The 22,315-nt window shown below is 41.1% G+C and carries 12 protein-coding genes, 2 pseudogenes, 1 riboswitch and 1 other annotated feature; of the genes and pseudogenes, 4 read left to right on the top strand and 10 right to left on the bottom strand.

What is annotated here, in order from left to right:
• The 4 genes from BGP78_RS21785 to BGP78_RS21770 all read right to left on the bottom strand — a co-directional run bounded on the left by BGP78_RS21785 (position 1) and on the right by BGP78_RS21770 (position 6,719).
• Positions 1-1,881, bottom strand: coding sequence for a TonB-dependent receptor (locus tag BGP78_RS21785; RefSeq protein WP_119863374.1), 1,881 nt, complete (start codon positions 1,879-1,881; stop codon positions 1-3).
• A gap of 191 nt (positions 1,882-2,072) precedes the next feature.
• Positions 2,073-5,345: a VPS10 domain-containing protein gene (locus BGP78_RS21780; protein ID WP_119863373.1), complete on the bottom strand. Its 3,273-nt coding sequence runs from the start codon at positions 5,343-5,345 to the stop codon at positions 2,073-2,075.
• A 364-nt stretch (positions 5,346-5,709) separates the two neighbouring features.
• Positions 5,710-6,228, bottom strand: coding sequence for a GNAT family N-acetyltransferase (locus tag BGP78_RS21775; protein ID WP_119863372.1), 519 nt, complete (start codon positions 6,226-6,228; stop codon positions 5,710-5,712).
• 125 nt (positions 6,229-6,353) lie between these two features.
• Entirely contained in the window at positions 6,354-6,719 is a 366-nt protein-coding gene (locus tag BGP78_RS21770) for a hypothetical protein (RefSeq protein ID WP_119863371.1), read from the bottom strand.
• Between the two features lie 212 nt (positions 6,720-6,931).
• Positions 6,932-7,014, top strand: a riboswitch (cyclic di-GMP riboswitch).
• Positions 7,015-7,242: 228 nt separating this feature from the next.
• Between BGP78_RS21770 and BGP78_RS21765 the strand changes: the two genes are divergently transcribed.
• From BGP78_RS21765 to BGP78_RS21755, 3 genes are read left to right on the top strand one after another with little or no spacing between them, the layout of a single operon-like run.
• Positions 7,243-9,045: a cellulose binding domain-containing protein gene (locus tag BGP78_RS21765; protein ID WP_119863370.1), complete on the top strand. Its 1,803-nt coding sequence runs from the start codon at positions 7,243-7,245 to the stop codon at positions 9,043-9,045.
• A 12-nt stretch (positions 9,046-9,057) separates the two neighbouring features.
• Positions 9,058-12,225, top strand: coding sequence for a DUF1592 domain-containing protein (locus BGP78_RS21760; protein ID WP_119863369.1), 3,168 nt, complete (start codon positions 9,058-9,060; stop codon positions 12,223-12,225).
• 29 nt (positions 12,226-12,254) lie between these two features.
• The gene (locus BGP78_RS21755; protein ID WP_119863368.1) at positions 12,255-13,481 is read left to right on the top strand and encodes a DUF1552 domain-containing protein; all 1,227 of its coding nucleotides are present in this window, start codon (positions 12,255-12,257) and stop codon (positions 13,479-13,481) included.
• 127 nt (positions 13,482-13,608) lie between these two features.
• Here the strand turns inward: BGP78_RS21755 and BGP78_RS21750 are convergent, their stop codons facing one another.
• The 5 genes and pseudogenes from BGP78_RS21750 to BGP78_RS21730 form a co-directional block, all read right to left on the bottom strand.
• The gene (locus BGP78_RS21750) at positions 13,609-14,631 is read right to left on the bottom strand and encodes a S9 family peptidase (protein ID WP_119863367.1); all 1,023 of its coding nucleotides are present in this window, start codon (positions 14,629-14,631) and stop codon (positions 13,609-13,611) included.
• A gap of 332 nt (positions 14,632-14,963) precedes the next feature.
• Positions 14,964-15,100, bottom strand: a pseudogene (locus tag BGP78_RS23010) (DUF1272 domain-containing protein); the annotation flags it as partial.
• A 411-nt stretch (positions 15,101-15,511) separates the two neighbouring features.
• Positions 15,512-16,429, bottom strand: coding sequence for a transposase (locus BGP78_RS21740; protein ID WP_119863366.1), 918 nt, complete (start codon positions 16,427-16,429; stop codon positions 15,512-15,514).
• Positions 16,430-16,480: 51 nt separating this feature from the next.
• Positions 16,481-17,700 (bottom strand): annotated as a pseudogene (locus BGP78_RS21735) (IS3 family transposase).
• Positions 17,306-17,422, bottom strand: a sequence feature (AL1L pseudoknot). Its footprint overlaps the pseudogene before it by 117 nt.
• 213 nt (positions 17,701-17,913) lie before the next feature.
• Positions 17,914-19,419, bottom strand: coding sequence for a reverse transcriptase domain-containing protein (locus BGP78_RS21730; RefSeq protein ID WP_119863365.1), 1,506 nt, complete (start codon positions 19,417-19,419; stop codon positions 17,914-17,916).
• Positions 19,420-19,856: 437 nt separating this feature from the next.
• Here BGP78_RS21730 and BGP78_RS21725 point away from each other — a divergent pair, with 437 nt between their 5' ends.
• Complete coding sequence (locus BGP78_RS21725) at positions 19,857-20,900, top strand: IS110 family transposase (protein ID WP_119863364.1); 1,044 nt, start codon at positions 19,857-19,859, stop codon at positions 20,898-20,900.
• A gap of 502 nt (positions 20,901-21,402) precedes the next feature.
• Here BGP78_RS21725 and BGP78_RS21720 read toward each other — a convergent pair.
• Positions 21,403-22,017 (bottom strand): hypothetical protein, encoded by a 615-nt coding sequence (locus tag BGP78_RS21720; protein ID WP_119863363.1) that lies wholly within the window; start codon positions 22,015-22,017, stop codon positions 21,403-21,405.
• Positions 22,018-22,315 lie beyond the last annotated feature (298 nt).

Below are 22,315 nucleotides of genomic sequence, written 5' to 3'. Positions count from 1 at the left end.
TCAAAACTGCCAACGGGTTGATAATTTAACATGTCGTTTTGGTTGAAATGGGGCATCATCATCCAAACTGGCATAATACGCTTTATTGGTAATATTGTGCGCACTCAAGCTAACCGATTGTGTGTTATTAAGTTGATGTTCAAAGGAAATGTCCCATACCGTAAAACGGTCTCGCGCCAATTCAGAGTGGCCTACTTTCTTAGCCGGTAAATAATAACGAATAGCATTGACGACGGTCCAATCTTGCAAGGTGAACAACATGCTCCAAGCTAACTTTCTCGGGTGTAGCCCCGCCAATCTTTGTCCCGAATTGTCATTCCCAGATTGCTGCTGATAACTTAAGGTGTGCTCTATCATACTACTTTGATACCACTGTAACTCTGTTTCAAAACCATAAAGCGCTGCTTTGTCGAGATTTTTATAGCTGAGTTGTTCGTCACTTGGCTCATAACGTTCTATATAATTGTCTAATTGATAATCATAAACAGCACCATATACCCGAACCTGCTCATGCGGGAACCATGTCACTGCCAGTTGGCTTCCTATGCTACTCTCTGGTTTTAATTCCTGCTTGCCCGCAATGAGACCGCGCGGTGTTTTACCACGGAAAAAGCGCTCCGTCAGTGTTGGATAGCGAAAGCCAGTGGCAATATCTAATCCTATCGATAACTGCTCTGACACAGGCTGTAATATAGCAAAAGAAGCATTTAACTTACTATCAACGGTACTGTGTGCCAATTGATTGTGTTGTTTTATCCAGTCATATCTAACACCCAAATCAAACGTGGTATCTCGCCATTGCCAAGCCGATTTACCATATAAACCGAGGTTGTCTTCTTTGCCAGCCATCTCGTTATTCATTCGTTCACTCTGAGCAGTTAAGTCTGCATTGAATAGGCGATAATCGCTGGTGATCTTTACTCCTTTTCGCGAGAGCCAATCAATCCCCCAGTGCGTTTTAAAGTCGTCTATCATTACTTGCTGCAACCATTGCCCACCCAGGGTATGGCCCTGATACTGCGTAAGTCCATCATAGCGTTCCCGCCTCAGCGTTTTGCTATCCCAATTTTGATAATGATGAAATAGCTTAGCAGACCACCGCTCCCCTGCATTCATTTGCAGTTGCGCCAAGGAGTGACGTTCTTTTGGGTAACTACTCACTTGTTTTGTTGGGAACTTTCGATTGCTTTTACCAATATTTTTTCCATAGCTTGGGAGCCAAGAAACCGTTGTAGTGACGCCATTATGCACGTTTTTATATCTGAGCAACCCAGAAGCTCGCTCAAAGTGCGAATTTAATGCAGTGCCATCCACGGCTTTATCATTATTGGCATGTTGATAGGCAAACGCTGAGGTAAAGTCATGTAGTTGATGGTTCACCGCAAAACTCATGCCTTCACCCGCTGTTTTACCTGATAACGTCAGTTGCGTTTTATCTGGCGCTTCGGTGCTTAAACTGACTACGCCCCCTAACGCTTGTGAACCATAAAGGGTTGAACTTGGTCCTTTGATCACATGACCTAAACTAAACAATTCTGGGGCAATAAATGAAGCTGAATTTCCAGCTCGCCTATCTGTAATAATAGGAATACCATCAATCTCAGTTCTTATTCTCCCTCGGCTGAATCCACGAATAGAATAACTTTGAAACTGTCCACCTTGCCCTGATAGATTGACCCCCACCAATGTGGCGAGTTGATCTGCAATCGTTCTGTCTAAAGAATAATTAAGTTGATCGTCAAGATCTGACACTGCTTGGCCAGCCCCTGCGATTGCCAAAGGCTGTTTTGGTACTAAAATCTCCATGATTTCAAAGTCACGCTCATTGGCATTACTAAGCCAAGAAAGCGTGCATAATAAAATGGAATACATCGTTTTCATGTTGAGATACTGCTTTAGTCATTGGTTATTACAAAAGGAGGTGCACTAAAATATTGCGATAAAACATAGAGGCAGCTATCAGTGCGAGGCTGTACTCTCACTGATGGCTTCCCATTAAACTTAACGCTAAACTTTAGCCTTGAATACAAGATAAACAGCATCACAACATGCAATGCTGTTTATCAATCGCGTTAGCGAGTGATCAGTGGTGCGCCTGTTGTCCAAGGACCACCAGCGTCAATCACTGATTTTTGCAAGTTAGGCACGCTACTTTCTTGTAACTCTTTCACACGTTTACTGACACTGTCTAAACGTTTAGTTGCATAAGAAAACTGCTCTTTATGCTGTTGCGTTGGCCCATAAGATGACCAAGCCGCCGTCATCGCATAACCCAATCGGCTCGAAATATTTGCCGGTTTTGTGCCCATACGATTACGAGAGTTTAAGCCATTTAGGTCAAAGTGGATCTCATTAGCTTCGCTCTGAATATCTGCATAGCGCGTTTCTAATGATTCAATGTTACCCGGTGTACGATCTATTGCTGTACGCAGGGTTTTCATCGTTTTTTTCAACTCACCCAATACTGCATTTACCGCTGTAATTCGCTTCTGAGCTTCGGAGACTTGTTTGCCAAATGCCAGTACCTCTTTATTAGTCGCAGTAGAGAATGCACTGTCGGTAATTGGCTTTAACTCAAATTCAACCGCGCTGGCAAGCTGAGACACGACACCATTCACGCGTTTGTGCAAGGTCGCAGTATATTTACCTGGAATGGCCATTAAGCCAGCATTAAATGGGTTCCAACCCGATGACTCTGCACCAGTAACCGCTTTACCTGACGCATAAGTCATATCCCATGTAACGCGATGTAAGCCTTTTTTCGCTTTTCCTGATACACGATTTACAAACTCACCCGAGGCATCTCGAATTTCAAGGTAGACCACTGGCGTGGCTTCTTGGTTTTCTTTCTCGATATCTTTCCAATCAGGGTATTTAGGGTAATTTTTCTCGTTCACCATCTCTTTTTCGGCTTCTTGACGCGCTTCTTTTGTCGTCAACAAACTGTCTTTTAAGAAATAGGTTAGCGTTGCACCATGTTCTGGGTTTTTCGCTGAAAAGCGATCATCGCCGTCAGTATTGGCATGATTACCATCTAATTGAAACCACTTAACTGGTCGGCTTGGCGCAATCAATAGTGCCTCTTGCTCCATCGACTGTTCGGTTAGTTTTCGTAGTGGTGCATAGTCATCAAGAATATAAATGCCTCGACCAAAAGTTCCCGCAACCAAGTCGTTTTCACGGCGCTGTATTTTTACATCTCGGGTGGCAATTGTTGGGATCCCACCATCTAATTCAGTCCATTTCTTACCGCCATCTACGGTGAAGAAAATACCAAATTCAGTACCAATAAACATAAGATCTTTTTTCACATGATCTTGCACGATACGCCACACTAAATGCTTCTCAGGTAATGTGTCTGCCAATGATTGCCAACTTTTCCCTAAGTCAGTTGACTTTATAAGGTAAGGTTTGAAATCTCCATATTTATGGTTATCCAGTGCAACATAAACTGTTTTATCATCAAATAAGTCAGCGCGAATATCATTAACATACGCGGTTGCTGGCACACCATCAACATTGCTTAAATCAATCTTTTTCCAGTCTTTACCACCGTTGGTTGTGACTTGAATAAGGCCATCATCCGTGCCTGCCCATAAAATATCTTCGTTCACTGGGCTTTCTGTGAAATTTGCAATGGTATGATATTCAGACATTGCATAAATATCCCAACCCGCTTCTACTGACCACGTTCTGCCCATCATCGGCATGTGCATGCGATTACCATTTTTAGTCAAATCACCTGAAATTGGGTTCCAACTGTCACCTCGATCGTCTGAACGCCAAACCCGTTGTGATGCAAAATATAGTCGCTTGGCATCGTGACTTGATACATTAATTGGTGCATCCCAGTTAAAGCGCTCGACAGGCTCGCCCGGACGCGGTTGCGGTTTTATATACACGCCTTCACGGGTTTTTAGATCATGGCGTGTTAAGTTCCCTTGTTGCCACTGTGAATACATAATATCTGGGTTACCTGGCTCTACCGCAGGTTGATGACCGTCACCGCCTAGCGTTAAAAACCAGTCTTTATTCTTGATCCCTTCGGAGCGAGCTGTACGTGAAGGACCACCTTGGGTGGAGTTATCTTGCGCCCCCGCATAAACCGTATAAAACGGTTCGGCATCATCTGGGGCGACTTTATAAAATTGCGTCAGTGGTAAATTTGCCATGAAACGCCAGTTCGCCATGCGGTCATGTGACATGTAAATACCGCCATCAGAGCCTATAAGTACAAAATCCGGATCTGTCGGGTGAAAAGCAAAAGCATGGTCGTCTACATGTTTGCGTTTTGTACTGATTGGCGTCCACGTTTTACCACCATCGTTAGACACTTTACTGTAGTTACTCGCAATGTAGACCCGATCAAATTGATGAGGGTCAGCAAAAATTTCTTGATAATAATGAGGGCCGGTGCCACCACCTACTTCGTCAGACTCTTTACTCCAACTCGCGCCTTGGTTCTGCGAGCGATAAAAGCCACCTTTACGGTTATCAGTTTCAATTGTTGCGTATAGCACATCGGGGTTGGTCGGCGAAATCGCCATACCAATTTTACCCATGTTGCCAGTAGGTAATCCTGTTTTTAGCTCCTGCCAAGTTTCACCACCGTCATCTGAGGTATGAATGCCCGCACCAGGACCAGTACCAACATAAGAGGCAACCGTTCTTTGACGAGACCATGTAGCAGCGTACAGTTTCTTTGGGTTTCTAGGGTCTATTAATAACGAAGTAACACCGGTCCACTCATTTTCAGGCTTCAAAACTTGCTTCCAAGTATCACCGCCATCAGTGGTTTTATATAAACCCCGCTCACCGCCACTGGTCCATAATGGCCCTTGTACCGACACCCACACGGTTTTTGAGTCTGTTGGGTGAACAATAATATCGGAAATTCGTTCAGAGCTTTTTAAGCCCATGTTTTTCCATGTTTTACCACCATCTAGTGACTTATAAACACCATCACCAAAACTGATGTGACGACCGCCGTTATTTTCACCCGTGCCGACCCATATTATGTTCGAGTTGCTTGGGTCAATGGTTACATCACCCGTCGAATATACAGCTTGCTTGTCAAAGATAGGCGTCCAAGTCGTCCCCGCGTTTACCGTTTTCCATACCCCGCCAGAGCCTACTGCAGAATACCATGTTGACGGGTTATTTTGGTCAACTGCAATGTCTGCGATACGTCCAGACATGTAAGCAGGACCAATATTACGAAGCTTCATCGCTTCAAACGTTTTACTGCTAAAAATTGATTTTTCTTGTTCACTATTTTCTGCGAATACATGTGCAGAAGCCAATGCTAAGGATACAGCTAATGCTGTTTTTGCGAGAGTTTTCATTTTCACACCAAAGTCTGTTTTTATTATATCCGATACGAACATTAACTTAACAAATACAGCAAGTGTGTAAAAAATCGCTCAAGTTACAAAAAACAAAGTTAAACGTGATAGTGTAACAATTTGTGTAATTGTCAGCCTGTTAGACCGCAAGGCTGATAAAGGAAACGTGTAATATCATCGTTCTACCCAAAGAAGGGACTGGCTGATCACGACACCTTAAAATAGCCGAAGTCTTTTCCTAAACGGGGAAGTCACCATGGCTTTTCATAATAAGCTAACATAACATGGGCCTTAACTCTTATTACGAAATAATGGCTTAACTCACCTACCGACTGACAGTTCCCATATGAATACATAACCAAAATTAGCAACAATCTGCTGCTTGTAAAGAGCAGAGTATGTGGTTTTCCCAGTTGCCATTAATCTTTAGGTAATTCCTAGCAAACCCGTCACGTTTGAATCCAACTCTTTTAAGCAGGCGCGCAGAACGATTATTATGTGGTATATGTGCAGCCATGATCCTATTGAGTTTGACAGTCCCAAATGCATAATCACAGGCATGTTTCACTAAATTAAATGCGATGCCCTTGCCTTCATAGGACTTACAGACACTAAACCCAAGGTAACAAGCTTGAAACACGCCACGACTGACTTGAGATAAAGTACAGTGACCATAAACGATACCCTTTTTTTCGGCTACAAAATAATAAGCGTTACCTGAATTTTGCTCATCAAGTTGCTCACTTATCCGCTTCTTCCAATTCTCCTTATAATGAAAATCATATGCTAATTTGGGCTGCCAGATCTTAAAACCTTGCTCGTTTCTCAAATAATAGTCCGACAATGCAACATAATCTGTTCCAATGATTAAGCGATACTCCATAGCGACCTTAAAAATAAAATATGTTTATAATTCATTATTTTATACCATATGCAAGTGATAAACTAGCACAAGTAGACTATGGGATATTAACACTACTTAACCATATTTTTATATATTTAGCAGGTTTATATTGCACAAAATACACTCACACCAGCCACACAGAAAAAGAAGAACCATGACAGGTGTTTACCGCGAGAAAATATAAAGGACATAACGCCACTAGCAGCAAAGACACTTGCTATGGTTATAAGAATTTCAAAACGCAGCGCGCTGCTCGAATTAGACATGAAATAAAGTATTGCTGCGAAGCCCCACCAAGCAACCGTTGTTAAATGCCAAGCGAACCTTAAAACGCGCTTAGTAAACCAATCGCTGCCAAGTAACTTAGGTAAATTATCTCTTTTAAACAGCCGGATCAGCAAATATTTTTCACCGAGATAAGAATGCACAAAACCAATAAAAATTAATATAAATGCGCCTACGAGTAACATAAATTTTTCCTTAAAAACACAATAGTCTGCAGAACAGCACAATAATACACCTTATCGCTTCAATAAAAATTTAACTTATAAATAATACTTAGGAAGTGACTCGTAATTTGGTATGACAGTAAGTACTTCAATGGGCTGAAATGTGCAAATATTGTGAATTTTAAGGTTGCGCCCTTGCGGTTACAGCCCCCTTAAGCTAATTTGCTGAGACAGGCTTAAAATAGCAAACCTTTTGAAAAAAAGGGACGCAAAGCTTCCGGTCTAAGGTGAGAACTAAGATAGCGGGGTTGCTGAATGCCAATTTTGTCATGCTCACAATGATCATACGCTCTCTTGTATGCGCATTGCGCAGCTGATCGGTATTCACGCCAATGGCATACTATGCCATACCTCCAACTTGTGGTTTTTCCTCATACCCGACTTTTGCGCCAACTATTGCCGCCTGTAGATCTGTTCAAACGTCTGTTCAACGAAGAACGGCGGGAACATAACATGTCACATGACAATGTTTCGGGGAATTTTCATGAAACACCGTAAATACAATATCAAGCAGCACCGTTTTTTTAAAATAGGACTCTGCTTAATGGTTTTGGGGCACTCCATACACAGCTTGGCTATGCAATGCGAGTTCAAAGTTAAAAATGAGTGGCAAAGTGGGTATACCGCAGAAGTCACAGTATATAACAATACGAACACAGCCATAAATGGTTGGGAAGTAGGATTGGAATTTGATCACGGTGAGTCAATCAATAATGCTTGGCGAGCTCAACTCAGCGGTAACAGTCCATATCAATTTAAAAGTCTCGGTTGGAATAGCAATATCAATCCGAGTGCATCTCAATCTTTTGGCTTCAATGTAAAAAAAGGTCATGAACAAGTCACCAAGATACCCAGGTTATTTGGCATTTGTGACAATGGCGCACAAAATAATAACGATGAAGTTAAAGTTAAGATTACAACGTCAGAAACTCAAGGCACATCCCCCGTAGCAATAAGTTTTAACAGTCAGATTGAAAACGCACCGTCCAATAATATAAGTTACCTTTGGAATTTTGGTGATAATCACAGTTCAAATGAAGTAAACCCACACCATATATTTGAGCACCCAGGTGATTATCAGGTTTCGTTAACCATAAATGACGGTACTAACGACTACCACGCTGCGCCAGTGGAAGTCACAATTAATGAAGCTGAGCCAGAGTCAGCACTCTGTGTTTTTGACGTTGAACAAGAATGGAATTCTGGCTTTCGAGGTAAAGTTACAATAACCAATACTGAAAGTGTTGCCATTTCAAGCTGGAAAGTGCTAATGGCATTTGCTGACAATACTAAATTGACTGGCGTTTGGCATGGTAAACACAGTGGTAATAACCCTTATGAGATCATCAATGAAAGTTACAATCGTACAATCAATCCAGGTCAGAGTTTAAACTTTGGGTTCAATGCGCAAAAAGCGCAAGAAAATGACACACCGACGTCTCCTTCTCTGGGTGGTTTATGCTCACTAGACGGCAGTATTAATCATCCTCCCTCAGCGGTTGCATCCGCGTCTGTCACATCTGGTGAGTACCCATTAACAGTAAATTTTGAAGCCAGTGAATCTTCAGATTTAGACGGTGATCCCCTGACTTTTAGCTGGGACTTTGGCAACGGTAGTACCTCCAATGAACCAAACCCCGCACACGTTTTTAATGAAGAAGGCGTATTCTCTGTTACATTGACGGTAAATGATGGCGTAAATAGCTCCATTAGTGAATCAATCAATATTCAAGTGTCAGCACCAGATCTCCCACCGGTCAACGAGCCTCTGCTATTAAACCCTCAAAGCTCTCGTCTTTATTTTGTTTCAACTAAAAAACAGCATCTAGTTGAAGCGCATACATTTAATACTATCAGTGGCAGTATTACACCAGAAGGCGTTGCAAAATTAGTCGTTGATCTGGCAAGTGTTGATACCGGTAATGACACCCGTGACAGCAGAATGAAAACCTTTCTATTCGATTCTGACGCTTACCCAACCGCCGAAGTCCTGCTCTCAGTTAACTATGCTGCGTTGATGGCACTCCCAGTTGGCAGTAGTGAAAAGCAATCTATCTCTGCCACGCTCTCTCTTGCAGGCGTCGTGAAAGAAATAACCACAGACGTCATAATTCGACGTCTTTCGAACAATCAAATATTGGTGCAAAGCCTTGCGCCAATTGTGTTAGACGCCACTGATTTGGGCTTAGAGTCAGGTATTGAAACGCTAAGAACATTGGCGAATTTATCTGTGATCAGTTACGCAGTGCCCGTGAGCTTTAACCTAGTTTTTGCAGCTCAACAATAGGAGGGGAAGAAGATGACGTTCAATAACTTAACACGCTTTTTTACCTTTACGCATGCTTGCTCTTTGATGCCAGCAATCGCAAAGTTTGTTATCTGTATGAGTGTGATGGCATGTATGTCTTTTGCTCATGCAGCACAGTGCTCATTCACTATTGCTGACAATTGGAACAATGGCTTTAAAACCGAGATAGTCATTGAAAATGACTCCGAGCAAACCCTCAATGATTGGTCTATCGAACTCTCTTGGAACCCAGGCATTTCATTACAAAATAGTTGGAATGGCAATTTCGATTGCAATGACGCAGGGTGTATCATTACCTCACAAGGTCATGCGATACACCCAAATCAATCATTTAACTTGGGTTTTGTAGCCAATAAAAATGGGCTGACCGATGAAGTAGCCATTAACCTAATTGGCGATGTGTGCACCCACTCAGGTTCTACACCACCAGACAATGTGACAGAAACGGGTTTGTGGCAACTTGATAGTACAGCGTCTTTACTAAGCTATGTTTCAGTAAAAAATGATCACATTGCGGAGCTGAATCAATTTGTGACGACCAATAACGCAGATCCTGCTCTGTCTGGCAGTATCGATGCAGATGGAAACATTACCCTCGCAGTCGATCTAAATAGCATCTCGACGGGTGTAGAGATCAGAAACAGTCGAGTTGTAGACTTGCTATTTGAAACAGGTTTGTTGCCTGTGGCTTACTTCACGACTCACATAGATAAAACGCAATTGCGCAACATGGAGATTGGCAGCCCAGTTATTCAAAATATCACCGGTGAGATGAATTTGCATGGGGTTAGTCAAGCATTAAACCTAAACGTGTTAGTCGTAAAACTTGCTACCGGAAAAATCAATGTCAGTGCCCTCACCCCCTTGATCATCGACAGTAAAACCTTCGAGATGGATTATGGCATAGAGGCTTTACGCCTCGTCGCTAACCTAAGTAGCATTGGTGAGGCTGTACCTGTCTACTTTAACCTGACCTACCTATCTGCCGAGCAAGACAGTTTTAACCCTGTGGTTATGCCATCGAAGCCAGCTACACCTACCGAACTAAGTGCCAGTGTCATATCAACCGAAAGCAAAGCGCAATTGAATTGGTATGACAACAGCAATAATGAGACCGATTATTTGGTACGCTTTAAAAGCCTTGATGGTCGTTGGCAAACTGCTGCTGAGCTGGCTTCAAATTCACGCTTTTATGAGTCTGGTTTACCCGAGTCAGGCGAATTCGACTACAAGGTAATTGCACTAAACAACTCAGTGCCTTCACAACCAAGTAATATCGAGCGTGTCGTTGTCACACAAACTGATCCCGTAGCCCGAGGCATGCAACTATACAAAACGGGCTGTGCGGGTTGCCACGGCTCAGAAGCTGGCGGCTTGGGATCATTCCCCGCACTCGACACTGAGCGAGATATACAAACCATGATTGATATCATTACCACGACCATGCCTTACGGTACTCCGAGTGCGTGTGACGAGCAATGTGCAACAGATATCGCAGCATATCTACAAACACTTTGGCCAGTATCTTTAGCCTGCGACCCAACTTTAACACCTGTCGCATACGGTGCGAGGCAATTGAAAATATTAACTCAAACTGAGTATCAAAATACGGTAGAAGATTTACTGGGTGTGAATTTTTTGGTGTCAGATGGCTTATCCCCTGACTCTCAAATTGGTTTTTTTATAAATAATACTCATGCCAATATACAGCCCTCCAACTACAGTAACTACTTGCTTGTAGCCGAAGAGCTATCACATTGGGCGGCTGAAAATAGTTTTTCACCCGCTTTGAACTGTACAACAATTAACGAAGCGTGCGCCAATAGTTTGGTTGACGAGCTTGCACCACAAATATTCCGCCGTCCATTAACGCAAGATGAGTCACAAAGCTATAAATTGATTGCTACGGGCTTTTTCCACAATGGAGATATTGAAGCTGGCATGAAGCTCGCTTTGGAGGGGTTACTGTCTTCACCACAGTTTATATATCGTCATGAGTTAGGAGAGCAAAACCCAGCGAATTCTGAATTAGATTCAGACGCCTTCGAGCTGACGTCTTGGGAAATGGCCACCTTTTTATCTTATACATTTACAGGCTCAACACCTGATCAACTACTTTGGCAGGCCGCTGAGCGTGATGAACTTCGTGATGTGGTTAATATCATTGCACACGCAAATCGCCTTGCTGGAAATGCCAAATCTGTGCTCGGAAATTTCGTTAGCAGTTGGTTAGGTACAGGTAATTTGGAAGTCGCAACAAAGGATCAAAACGTCTACCCGGGTTTTGCGCAATTGGTGCCAGCGATGAAGGCAGAGATGAGCGAAACTTTTTCATACATCATGACGCAACCGGATGAAAATTTTGGCTCGCTCTATAACGCTAACTTTACGTTTGTAAATCAGCAACTAGCTGACCACTACAATATTGCGGGTGTAACTGGTGATGAATTACAAAAAGTAGATACCACAGAGCGCGGTGGCATATTAGCCAATGGTGCATTTATGTCTCGCTGGGCTGAAGTGAATGAGTCTCACCCAATTTTACGATCCGTGCGCGTGCGCCGCCGTATGCTATGCCAAGATCAACCCGACCCACCTGCGGGGACTTTCGAAGCCAGAGAGCAAAGACTTGCCGAGCTGTCTGACATGTTACAAGACCCAGCCACAACTAACCGACTTAAGTATCACAGCTTAACAGAAGGTCAGCCTTGTTCTAGCTGCCACGAAAAGTACATCAATCCAATGGGTTTTGGGATGGAAGACTTTGACGCCGTTGGTAAAGTTAGAAATAACGATAACAATGGTAATATAATAGACGCATCGGGCACCCTCTATGCGCCGCAGAAATATTCAGAAGTCAGTGATTCAGTACCATTTAATGGCGCCAAACAGCTAGGTGCCGTTATTGCTGATCTCCCTTCTGCTCAAAGTTGCTTGCCTCAGCAAATGTTCCGCTATGTTATGGGGGTGGGTCACGACTCAGTCGACCCATCTAATGACGAAGAAAGACGCCTATCTGACACAGAGCAAATCGGTTACATGTGTGAACTAGACACACTTACAAATACCATGATGCAAAATAGCCCAAGAGCCATGTTAGAAAAGTTTGGTTCATTGAAGTCTGTCCGTTATCGCAAAGCTTGGTCTAGAAATCACTAGTGCGGATCACAATACAGAAGGTTAGTAAAATGAAAAATGAACATTTAAATAACATGATGATGTCACGCCGTAGACTATTAAAAGTGTTTATGGCATCAGGAATTTCTACCGCCTTGCTTCGTACTGTGCCTTTAGTATCAGGGCTGCTTTACGCCAGAGATGCCGATGCCCAAAGTGCAAGCCTACCAAATAAAACCGTATCAATTTATATACCTGGGGGTTCGGTAGCATCACTTTGGAACCCATCAGGAAGCGGTGAAAGTATGCAGTTAGGCGCCATGTCTGCAGGGTATGAACCAGTCAAAACTGACTGTAACTTTATGGTCAATATGTCACATTCCAATGCGGGTCATGGCCGTATGCCCATCCTACTTGCTAAAAACTGGGGCAGTGACAGCTATGACGTCACAATGGGCAATGCGCTAGGCCCTAACCTACCATTTCGCTATCTCAATTTAGGCGTGCACAGTAATGGTCAAGGGCAGTTAACCAAAGACAACCGCAATCACTTGCCATTTCAAGAGAACCCTTTCACCGTATTTAAAATGGTGTTTGGCAGTGCACAAGGTAGCAATAGTAAAACACCTATCATGAATGCGCATATGTCGGCTGCCAATGCAATCAAAAACCGACTGGCAGGATACGAAGTACAAAGAATGAATGACCATCTAGATGCAATATCTGATACTCAGCGACGTTTAGATGAGCTTTACGGCGGCGTCTCTTGCGGCATAGCCCCTGATGGTACAGAATTTCCTTTGACCTTTGACACATTCAGTCAACAAGCACGTTTACAAGCAGATATTGCCGTGGCCGCATTGCAGTGCAACCTGACTAGCTCTGTATCACTGGCATTTGGCAATCACCAGTCTGAATTTCGCATTCCTGAACTGAACTTCCAAGGACATTATCACAATGCAATACACGGCGGCAGTCGCGGTCAACCAAACTATCCTTACTACACCGAGATGCGTAGCCACCTCGGTAGCTTAAGTGCATATTTGATTCAAAAACTAAAAGCCGCCAGCATACTGGATAGTACGGTCGTGCTAGAAACATCGGATATGGGACATGCAGATAAACATTCGGCAAACCCATGTTCGTACCTTATTGCAGGAGGAGGAGATCGAGTCAACCGAGGTGTCGTCAGTGATCTTGGCGCTGGTTATAACCAACATGATGTACTGCATACCGCAGCCAAAGCATGCGGCGTGAATCTTGATTTTGGTAAGGAAATTCCAGGAGTTATTACATAGACAACAATCAATTAAATGGCAGTTACACAGATTTAGATACAGAGTAAAAGAACTGTGACAGGGTCGAACTTGATCATAATACCGCGATTTGATCAACAAGACCCTGAAAGCCTCTATTAGCTATTATTTATAAATACATGTTGAACCAGTTAACTAATTCTTTATTCGCTTTATCTTTGTTTTTTGTTAAATCGTGATCATCTTTGGAATAAATAACAAGCTTATGCGGAATATTCTTTTTTGCTAAGGCATCCGCTAGTTCAACTGAACTATTAGCAGATATGCGTTTATCATCTTCCCCATGTAAAAGTAAAATAGGCACATTGGATGATAACTCATTGACCCAATTTATTACTGAACGCTTTTCTAATTCAGTTACTTTATTAGTTTCATAATCAGGAATTCTATGTGTATAAACCTTTTCCATAGCAGGACGAAAATTCAGCTCTTGTAATAAGTCAGTAGAACCTGCAATAGTTGCTATCGCTTTTACGTTTTTTACTTGCTTTAAAGCTAAATGTGTTTGCATTCCACCTCTGCTAAAGCCATACATACCTATGCGTTGTGGATCAGCACCTTCAATTTTAGGGATATAATCCAATAACTCAGTAACATCCTTCACATCTTTTCCACCAAATTCATCGTGCATCACATTTTTGGCACGTGTACCTGGGTATTGGCTTCCTCGATATTGGCTACCAATAATAACAAAACCTTCGTTAGCAATTGGAAATAGATTATGCATCATTGAACCAAATTGGACTGAACCAAACGGACCATTACCGCCACGGTTATATACTAATACAGGTAACTTTTTTGCGCTTTTTTTAGGCTTAACAACGTAACCATGTACATCATTGCCATCGACTTGATAGGTAAACGCTTTGCACGATAGATTTTTTTTATATTTATTAAACTCCTCTTCTCCAAACATAGAATCGAACCATGACAATTGGTCTGACAGTGCTTCTTTAGATTTACTTCTCTTTTTATATTTCATTTCCATAAAGCCACGCCATGAATCATAGTTTTCGTATATTGAACTAAAGCAATTTATTTGATCTTTAATCCGTTCATCATTGATCAAATTACTTGCTTGAGCACTAAACGATGAAAAAATAAGCGTGATTAATAATATTATTTTGTTCACATGAACTCCATTCCGGTGATTGGGATTTTTGACGAGCCTATAACGTTTCTAAAAATGAAAAACAGCTCAACTCTTTGTTTTCAAAACGGGTAAAGTACACTCATAAACAAATTATTGATAGGGTTTACCCACAATAATCGTTACTTTTTAACGTAGCGTACCTCGAAAAACTGGCTTTAGATAAATTCTACCGCCTAAATGCCCTGTTAATTGGTGAATTTTCATCTGTTTCCTGATGCTATATTTTTTAAACTTGGCGCAAGTAATTTTAACTCTGCAGTCGAATATTTTGTGTTTACCCTTGTTGTTGAAGGAGGTTGATGTTCAATACTTTACCCTTCTCGATATGCTACTTTGGGCCTAATTGGTCTGGGGTAAAATCCACCGCCACAATTTGGGCACGCATTGCTCAATATTTCTCCAGCACAGTTTTACAGAATGTATACTCATAAGTGCAAATAATCGCCTCAGTTGAATCAGAAGATCAAACTTTATCACCGCATTCGCAATTTGAGCGAATTTCCAACATTGTTTACAGTCTCCTTATTCACATACCGAGCCAGTAGAATTACTCGTTTTAATTGTTTTTTATTGATGCCTCAACCTTGGCTGAGTTATTTTTCGGGGGGATTACCACTGAAGACAGGTGCCACGTCGAACTAAGTAAGGTCTGCAATGAAACAGTGAAACCCACTCAAAAAACCAATAAGCAGGCAATGTTCAACCTGAAATCTCGCGTAGTTAATAAAATTGAATTAGCTACACGTACTATATGCTCAAGAATAGAGAAAAACTGAACTCATAAGCATCAATAAGGCACAGCTACCCCTATAAACCATCGTGTATTGATTATATAGAGATTATCTTGATGGTATAAAAATTAAGCCAGTAACTTTTCACACTGCTTATAATTAGCGCGCCGTTTTATTTCTAGGCTCGCGCAATAATTATCAAGCTTTTGAGGTCGCCCTACTGCGCCATGGAATACTTTAGTAAATTGTGTGGTGAGTTTTAACCAGTTTGCTGGGGAGATGTTCAGTCTTTCTAGAATTGAAGAGTTAATGGGGTTTATAGCGCCTCGCTTATCTGCTCGCATACATCTGCCTGTTAACTCTACCAATTCTAAATATGACTTTAATTCAAAGGGTAAACCTTTAGGCATATGCTTTCGGGGGCTGCCTGCAAAACGCGCCAATTGTTTAGGTTGTTTGCCTTCTTTGGCATGTTCACAGCGTGTTTTAACACTCGTGTAGTCTGACGTTTCGGGTGTATCTGCCATTTTTGCTCTTATTGGATTTAAATCAACATACGCCATACAGGCTGCTAGTGCCGCTTCATCAAGTAAAGCTTGTGATTTAAAGCGCCCTTCCCAAAATCGACCCGTACAACCATCTTCTTTATTCGCTTTTCGGGCAATGCTTTCATTCAGTACCCGCATGAACCAACTGATACTCGATAAACGTGTTCGAAACTCTGTCAGCTCTTCATTAAAAAAGGATTGTTGGGCTTTACTGAGCTTTTCACCACTCATATATTTATGTGTTAACAAAGTCCCCTTAAACAACTTATGCCACCTGATAATAATGGCTTTATCACTCAATCTTTTAGCTTTTATATCATCTACATAAAGTACAATATGCGTATGATTACTCATTACTGCATAAGCACACACATCAATACAAAACACTTTGGCAAGTTCCAGCAGCTTTGCTTCTATCCACCCTCTTCTGTGTTCATACGATTGCCCTGTTACCTTATCTTCACCACACAAATACGCACGGCGAACACACCGTGAAATACAATGGTAGTATGAATCGCCCCGAGTTCATCGGAGACCAGTTTGTTTAAGTCAAGCCACTTTACCTGACTGGTTTAAATTATCATAGTAGCCTGTTTCATATTGAGCTGGTGAAATATACCCAATTGAAGATAACAGGCGTTGATTATTAAACCAATTAACCCACTCTAACGTTGCGTATTCAACAGCATCAACATTTTTCCACGGGCCATTTCTGCGAATAACTTCTGTCTTAAATAAGCCATTTATTGTTTCAGCCAATGCATTATCATAAGAGTCACCCACACTCCCTACAGAGGCCTGAATTCCAGCTTCAGCAAGTCGCTCAGTGTACCTTATCGACAAATATTGACTGCCTCTGTCACTGTGGTGAATTAACCCCTCGGGGTTACCACGATGCCAAATAGCTTGCTCTAACGCATCAAGAATAAGCTCTGTGTGCATTGTCGTTGATACACGCCAACCTACAATGTATCGTGAAAATACATCTATCACGAAAGCGACGTAAACAAAGCCACTCCATGTGGCAACATAGGTAATATCCGCGACCCAAAGTTGATTCGGCTGCTCAGCAGTAAATTGACGATTAACTAAATCCAATGGCTTATCTTGTTGCTCGTCAGGTATCGTTGTCTTATGTGCTTTCCCCCGACGAACACCTTGAATGCCCATAATTCGCATCAATCGTTCGACCGTACAGCGAGCGACTTGATGGTCGTCAAGCTGTAACTGCTTCCATATTTTTCTTGCACCATAAACTGACATATTATCCTCCCACACTTCGCGAATGAGTATCATCAGCTTAGCATCACGTTTTTTGCGGTTAGACAGTCGCTCAGGCTCTCTTTGTATCTTTTTATGAGAATAATACGTTGATGGTGCAATCGGTAATTCCTTGCAAATTGACTCGACACTATAATGCTCACGACAAGCATTTATGAAAGCCACGCTTATTTCTGTTTGCGGTCGAGCTCCGCTTGGGCGAAAAAAGCGGCGGCCTGCCTCAAAATGTCATTCGTTCGCTTGAGTTCTTTATTCTCGCGCTCTAAAGCGGCAAGTCGTTCTTCAGTTGATTAAGTGTTAGAAGGTGGTTTAGACGGTTGAGCTTGAGATTTCTTGACCCATGCTCTAAGTGTTTCTGGTGTACATCCCAGTTTATCTGAAATCGATACTAGCGCAGCCCAAAGAGAAGGGTATTCATGCTGTTGTGTAGTAACAAGCCTAATTGCACGTTCACGAAATTCTGATGTATAGCGATTTGATTTTTTCATAGTTCCAGTTTCTCAAGTTATTGAGTCTCTGGCAAACACGGGGCGATTCAGTATTTGGTATCCGTCAAACTCACTTGTCTTTTACGTGCTGTAGCCATGAGTGAAAGCGCCTATATTTCAAGCTGAATCTAAAAGATAGGCAATGAATGAAGGACAATCAATTTTGAATGGGTGTCAGTTAAAATTGCTGCTGAAATGTCTTGTTAGCTGAATTTACACCGTAGAATAATCGTAATTGAGAGATTCTGGGTTCATAACTTTTTCAATACCTGCTTCTAACAAGCCTTTTTGTAAAGCTTTGTGAATTAACAAAAAGCTAGGAATTTCTAATAATGGTTTACCTTTTATTAATTTTTCAGCGCAAGACTTTAGAAGCTGCTCTCTTGATTGATTAAATGGAAAGCTATGGTTTTGATTAAAACCCCACTGAATAAGAAGCTTGGCTCTTAGTTGAATAGTTCTATGTAATATAGATAGTAACCAGCCATCTAATTTAGTTAACTGTTCTACATCGTTAACTAATGGATAAAAGCTCATGACACCTTTGAAATATATCCGCTTAGTTCTACCTGAAAGGTAGTCTTTCATTTGTTTCTTGCTCAACCCTCCATATATATAACGTCTACATTGCATCATTGCAGATAGCAGTGATTTATCTTTATCATTTGCCGGTATTTCTTGACCGGCTAGGGAAGATTGTTTTAATGGCTGAATTAAGTTTCTATATAAAATGTATGAAAGCTGTTTTTTGATTTTTTCAAGAGATTTGTCTTTAATTGATACGTTCTCAACAGACAATGTATATCCAAGAAAATCAACGCTACTTTTAGCACTTATTTCGGATGGAAAATCTTCTTTTGTTAATAATGAAATACCTTCTGATTTAGAAGCATTAATTTTAACGCCTGCATCATTAGCAAATTCATTTATCAAACCAAAAGAGTTACAAATCTTAGAGTAATCAGGAGTCCAAACTACTGTATCATCAGCGTATCTAGAAAACTTAACACCTTCTTTTTCTAGGCTATGATCAAACTTCCAACATGTTAGATTTGCCAAAAATAGACTTATTGATGTGCCTTGAGGTATTCCTACCTTACGTCCACTTAAAAAAGCTTTAATGACATATTTTTCTTCTGGGCTTATAAAAAAGCCATTCTTATCAAATTGCTGAAAAAGATAATCATGAGAGATTGAACCAAAGAAGTCAGAAAAGTCAAATTCAGCAATAAAGGTTCTTTCATCAAGAGCTAAATCGACAGCAATATCTTGAATTGCAAAATGGACGTTTCGATCATTTCGATAAGCGTATGAGAAAGAGCTAAACCTATGTTTATTTTTAGCTAGTAACCGACTGAAGAATAATTTTGATATTGCAGCGTCTGGAATTTGAAAAATAGAAACGGTTCTTTCTCCGCCATCTGATTTGGGGACAGATTTTAAGTATGGAGCATTAGGTTTATAAGTCCTTTTTTCAATATTTTTTGCTATTGAATGAGCAATGCTTTTATGTCGTTTTCTTACATAAAATGGATTGAATTTTTTATCATGTTTCCAATAATCAGGGACATGAATAACTTTCTTGCTTGCGGAGTCACCAAGGCGTTTTTCATTCCTAATTTGCTCCAAGTGCATTCTATTATGATATTCATGATATCTAGCAATTAACTTATCTGCTTCATCTTTGATAATCTTTGCTATTTGTTGCTCTAAATCCATATTATTTCCATACAAAAAAGCCTGAGTAAACTCAGGCTTTATCACGGTGTCAACCCAAGTAAAAGTAAGTTACCATTTGGTTGGCGAAGTTTCGAAGCCCCGCCCCCGCCAGTGTATAAATTTACAACTGAAGACTCGTCATTTCTGAACAAGTAGAAGGTGAAACCGTTATTCCCATAAGGAATTAAAATAACTTTATCAATCAAACACTTTAGAATCAATAGATAATGCCAATTTGATTCAGCTAACGCTCTGCTAAGTAGCAGCTAACACCACGACACTCAAGCAAAGCCACCGTAAACACTAAACTAGACCAAACCAAAAATGCCACACGTTAGCTGTCTGCTTGAGCATCTTGATACTCATTGAGCCTCCTCCCTAGCACCGCGATTATTCGCTACGCTAAACAGGCAACCAAACCTACAGGAGAAAGCTCAATGAACTTTTACAATAACATGCATCCATATTATTGTGGAATCGATTTACACGCCAGACTTCTTTTCGTCTGTATCATTGATAATACTGGACTTATCCTCGTTCATAAGAAGATTAAAGATGACCCAGAAGCACTACTAAAATTACTTGAACCCTACATCGGCGATATAGTTGTTGGCGTAGAATGCATGCATTGTTGGTATTGGGTCGCTGATTTTTGTAAAGACCACAATATCCACTTTATTCTCGGCCATGCCCTCTACATGAAGGCTATACATGGTGGCAAAGCCAAAAACGATAAAATAGACTCCTATAAAATCGCTAAGCTTATTCGAGGTGGTAACTTCCCTCTTGCCTATGTTTACCACAAAGACATGCGTGCTACGCGTGACTTATTACGTCGCAGAACCAAAATTGTTCGCCACGGCGCCGATTTAAAAGCCCATGTCGCCAACACTGCAAGCCAATACAATTTACCCGCTCATAATGTTAATTTGAAAAATGTCTGTGACAGAGAAAAAATGCGTTATTACTTCCCCGACCCCGTCGTACAACGTTCTATTAATCTCGATATGGGCATACTTGATTGCTATCAAAAAGAGCTAAAGCCTTTAGAGCATTATATTGAACAAATGGCCAAACAACATAACCCCGTTCACCTTCATATATTGCAAACCATTAATGGCATAGGCCGTATTCTAGCACTCACCATTATTTATGAAATTGGTGATATCAATCGCTTTCCAAGCGTACAAAAGTTCGCTTCATACAGTCGGCTTGTTAAATGCAAAGCTGAGTCAGCAGGTAAAACCTATGGCACACAGGGCAACAAAATTGGTAATGCACATCTAAAATGGGCCTTCAGTGAAGCGGCTGTACTACTGCTACGCCATAATCATAACGCCACCAAATACCTTGAGAAATTACAAAAGCGTATGAGTAAAGCCAAAGCATTGTCAGCGCTGGCGCATAAGCTTGGTCGATGTGTTTACTATATGCTTAAAAAAGAGACTGTATTCGATGAAACCCGATTCTTAAAGCGTTAGTCACGGTACTGAGTGAGCTGAACGTCTAACTGGATAAAAGGCTGAGCATCAATCAATTGGGTGAGTAAATAGCCATTAAGCTATAACCTGATCATATGCCTAACGACCAAAGCCATTTGGCTTGATTAGACGCTCAGTACGCGTGCATTAATACAATAAGCAAAGTCGCTTACACCTGACTTGAGCCTGAAACTAACTGGATCACAATGATGAAACCAGCCGCCTTGAATAGTGCCATGATGAGGTTAACCGATGAATGTCTAGTGCCCCTGCGAACCCATAAGGAAATGGAAAAAAGTAGGCAGCGATGAGCTCGCAATAAGAGAGCCTCTATATGTGTTTGCCGTAAGCAACTTGCTTAACAGCCACATCGACAGACGAAATAAACGGATTTGTTTATTGATTTAGGGTTGGCCGTCACTTATAAAAACGGCCAAAAAGAACATTAGTGCCTATTGACAGAGTTAAGGCTCATATGTGTTATAAGCCACTTACCCTACACCTATTTCTTAATGTTTTTTGGTATAAAACCAAGCAATTGTTCAGTGCTTTGAATCGTTAGCCGTTGCTCTGGAAACTGGTGCAATTTAATATTTAAGTACTCAGTGCCAGAAATTAATTTACCTACTCGTTTAAGAAAACTAGGCGTTTTATCCGAAAACAAACCACTTTCCGATGTTATAGCCTCAATGTCTTGCCAAGGAATAAACAAGTTTTTATGACCAAACTTAAAAGGAAAAAGTACTCTTAAATAAACTCCTTTGCTGTTTGCTGCAACTTTCAAAATACCATTATGTCTTGTTTTGCCGATATACCCATTTCCAGTTTGAAAATTTTCGTCTGGATTATCGTATTTATTATTTCCATACTTTTTAGCTAAATTTTGCCAGCCACTTTCTTTTCCTAACGTATAAGAGACACCAAACCAACCAGCTATAAAAACGATAAAAAACCAGTGGGAGGTTAAAAAAGATTCTAATAAGTCCTGAAAATTGATTACATACTCTTGAGCGATAGGAGGTATTTCACCACCAGTGCCTGAGTAGAAAGAAAGGATGAAAAATGAAAAAAATGAAACAGCCCAAATTAATCCAATAAACTTTAAAACAATCTTCATACTATCCTTGTGGCTTATAACGCCGTTTTAAGCGGCAAATTTCAGTTGGCTAAAATAAGTGAGGCACGAACAAAAAGCCAACTGTTATTTGTCCGACTTGAAAACCCTTGTTGAACGAAGCCGCTAAGCGGCAGAAAAACATCATTCATACTTAAACTCTGGAACATCGCCATGTTGGTGGTGTCACACTGGAGTTAATACCATGAATGACCTCGAACAAAAACATTTCGACTTCCTTTATCTTCAACATCTTACCAACTTAAAATTACAAGGTAAACGACCCGCTACCATTGATGCA

The organism is Pseudoalteromonas sp. MSK9-3, from assembly GCF_003590335.1.
Lineage (GTDB): Bacteria > Pseudomonadota > Gammaproteobacteria > Enterobacterales > Alteromonadaceae > Pseudoalteromonas.
This window is presented reverse-complemented; position numbering and strand designations above follow the sequence as displayed.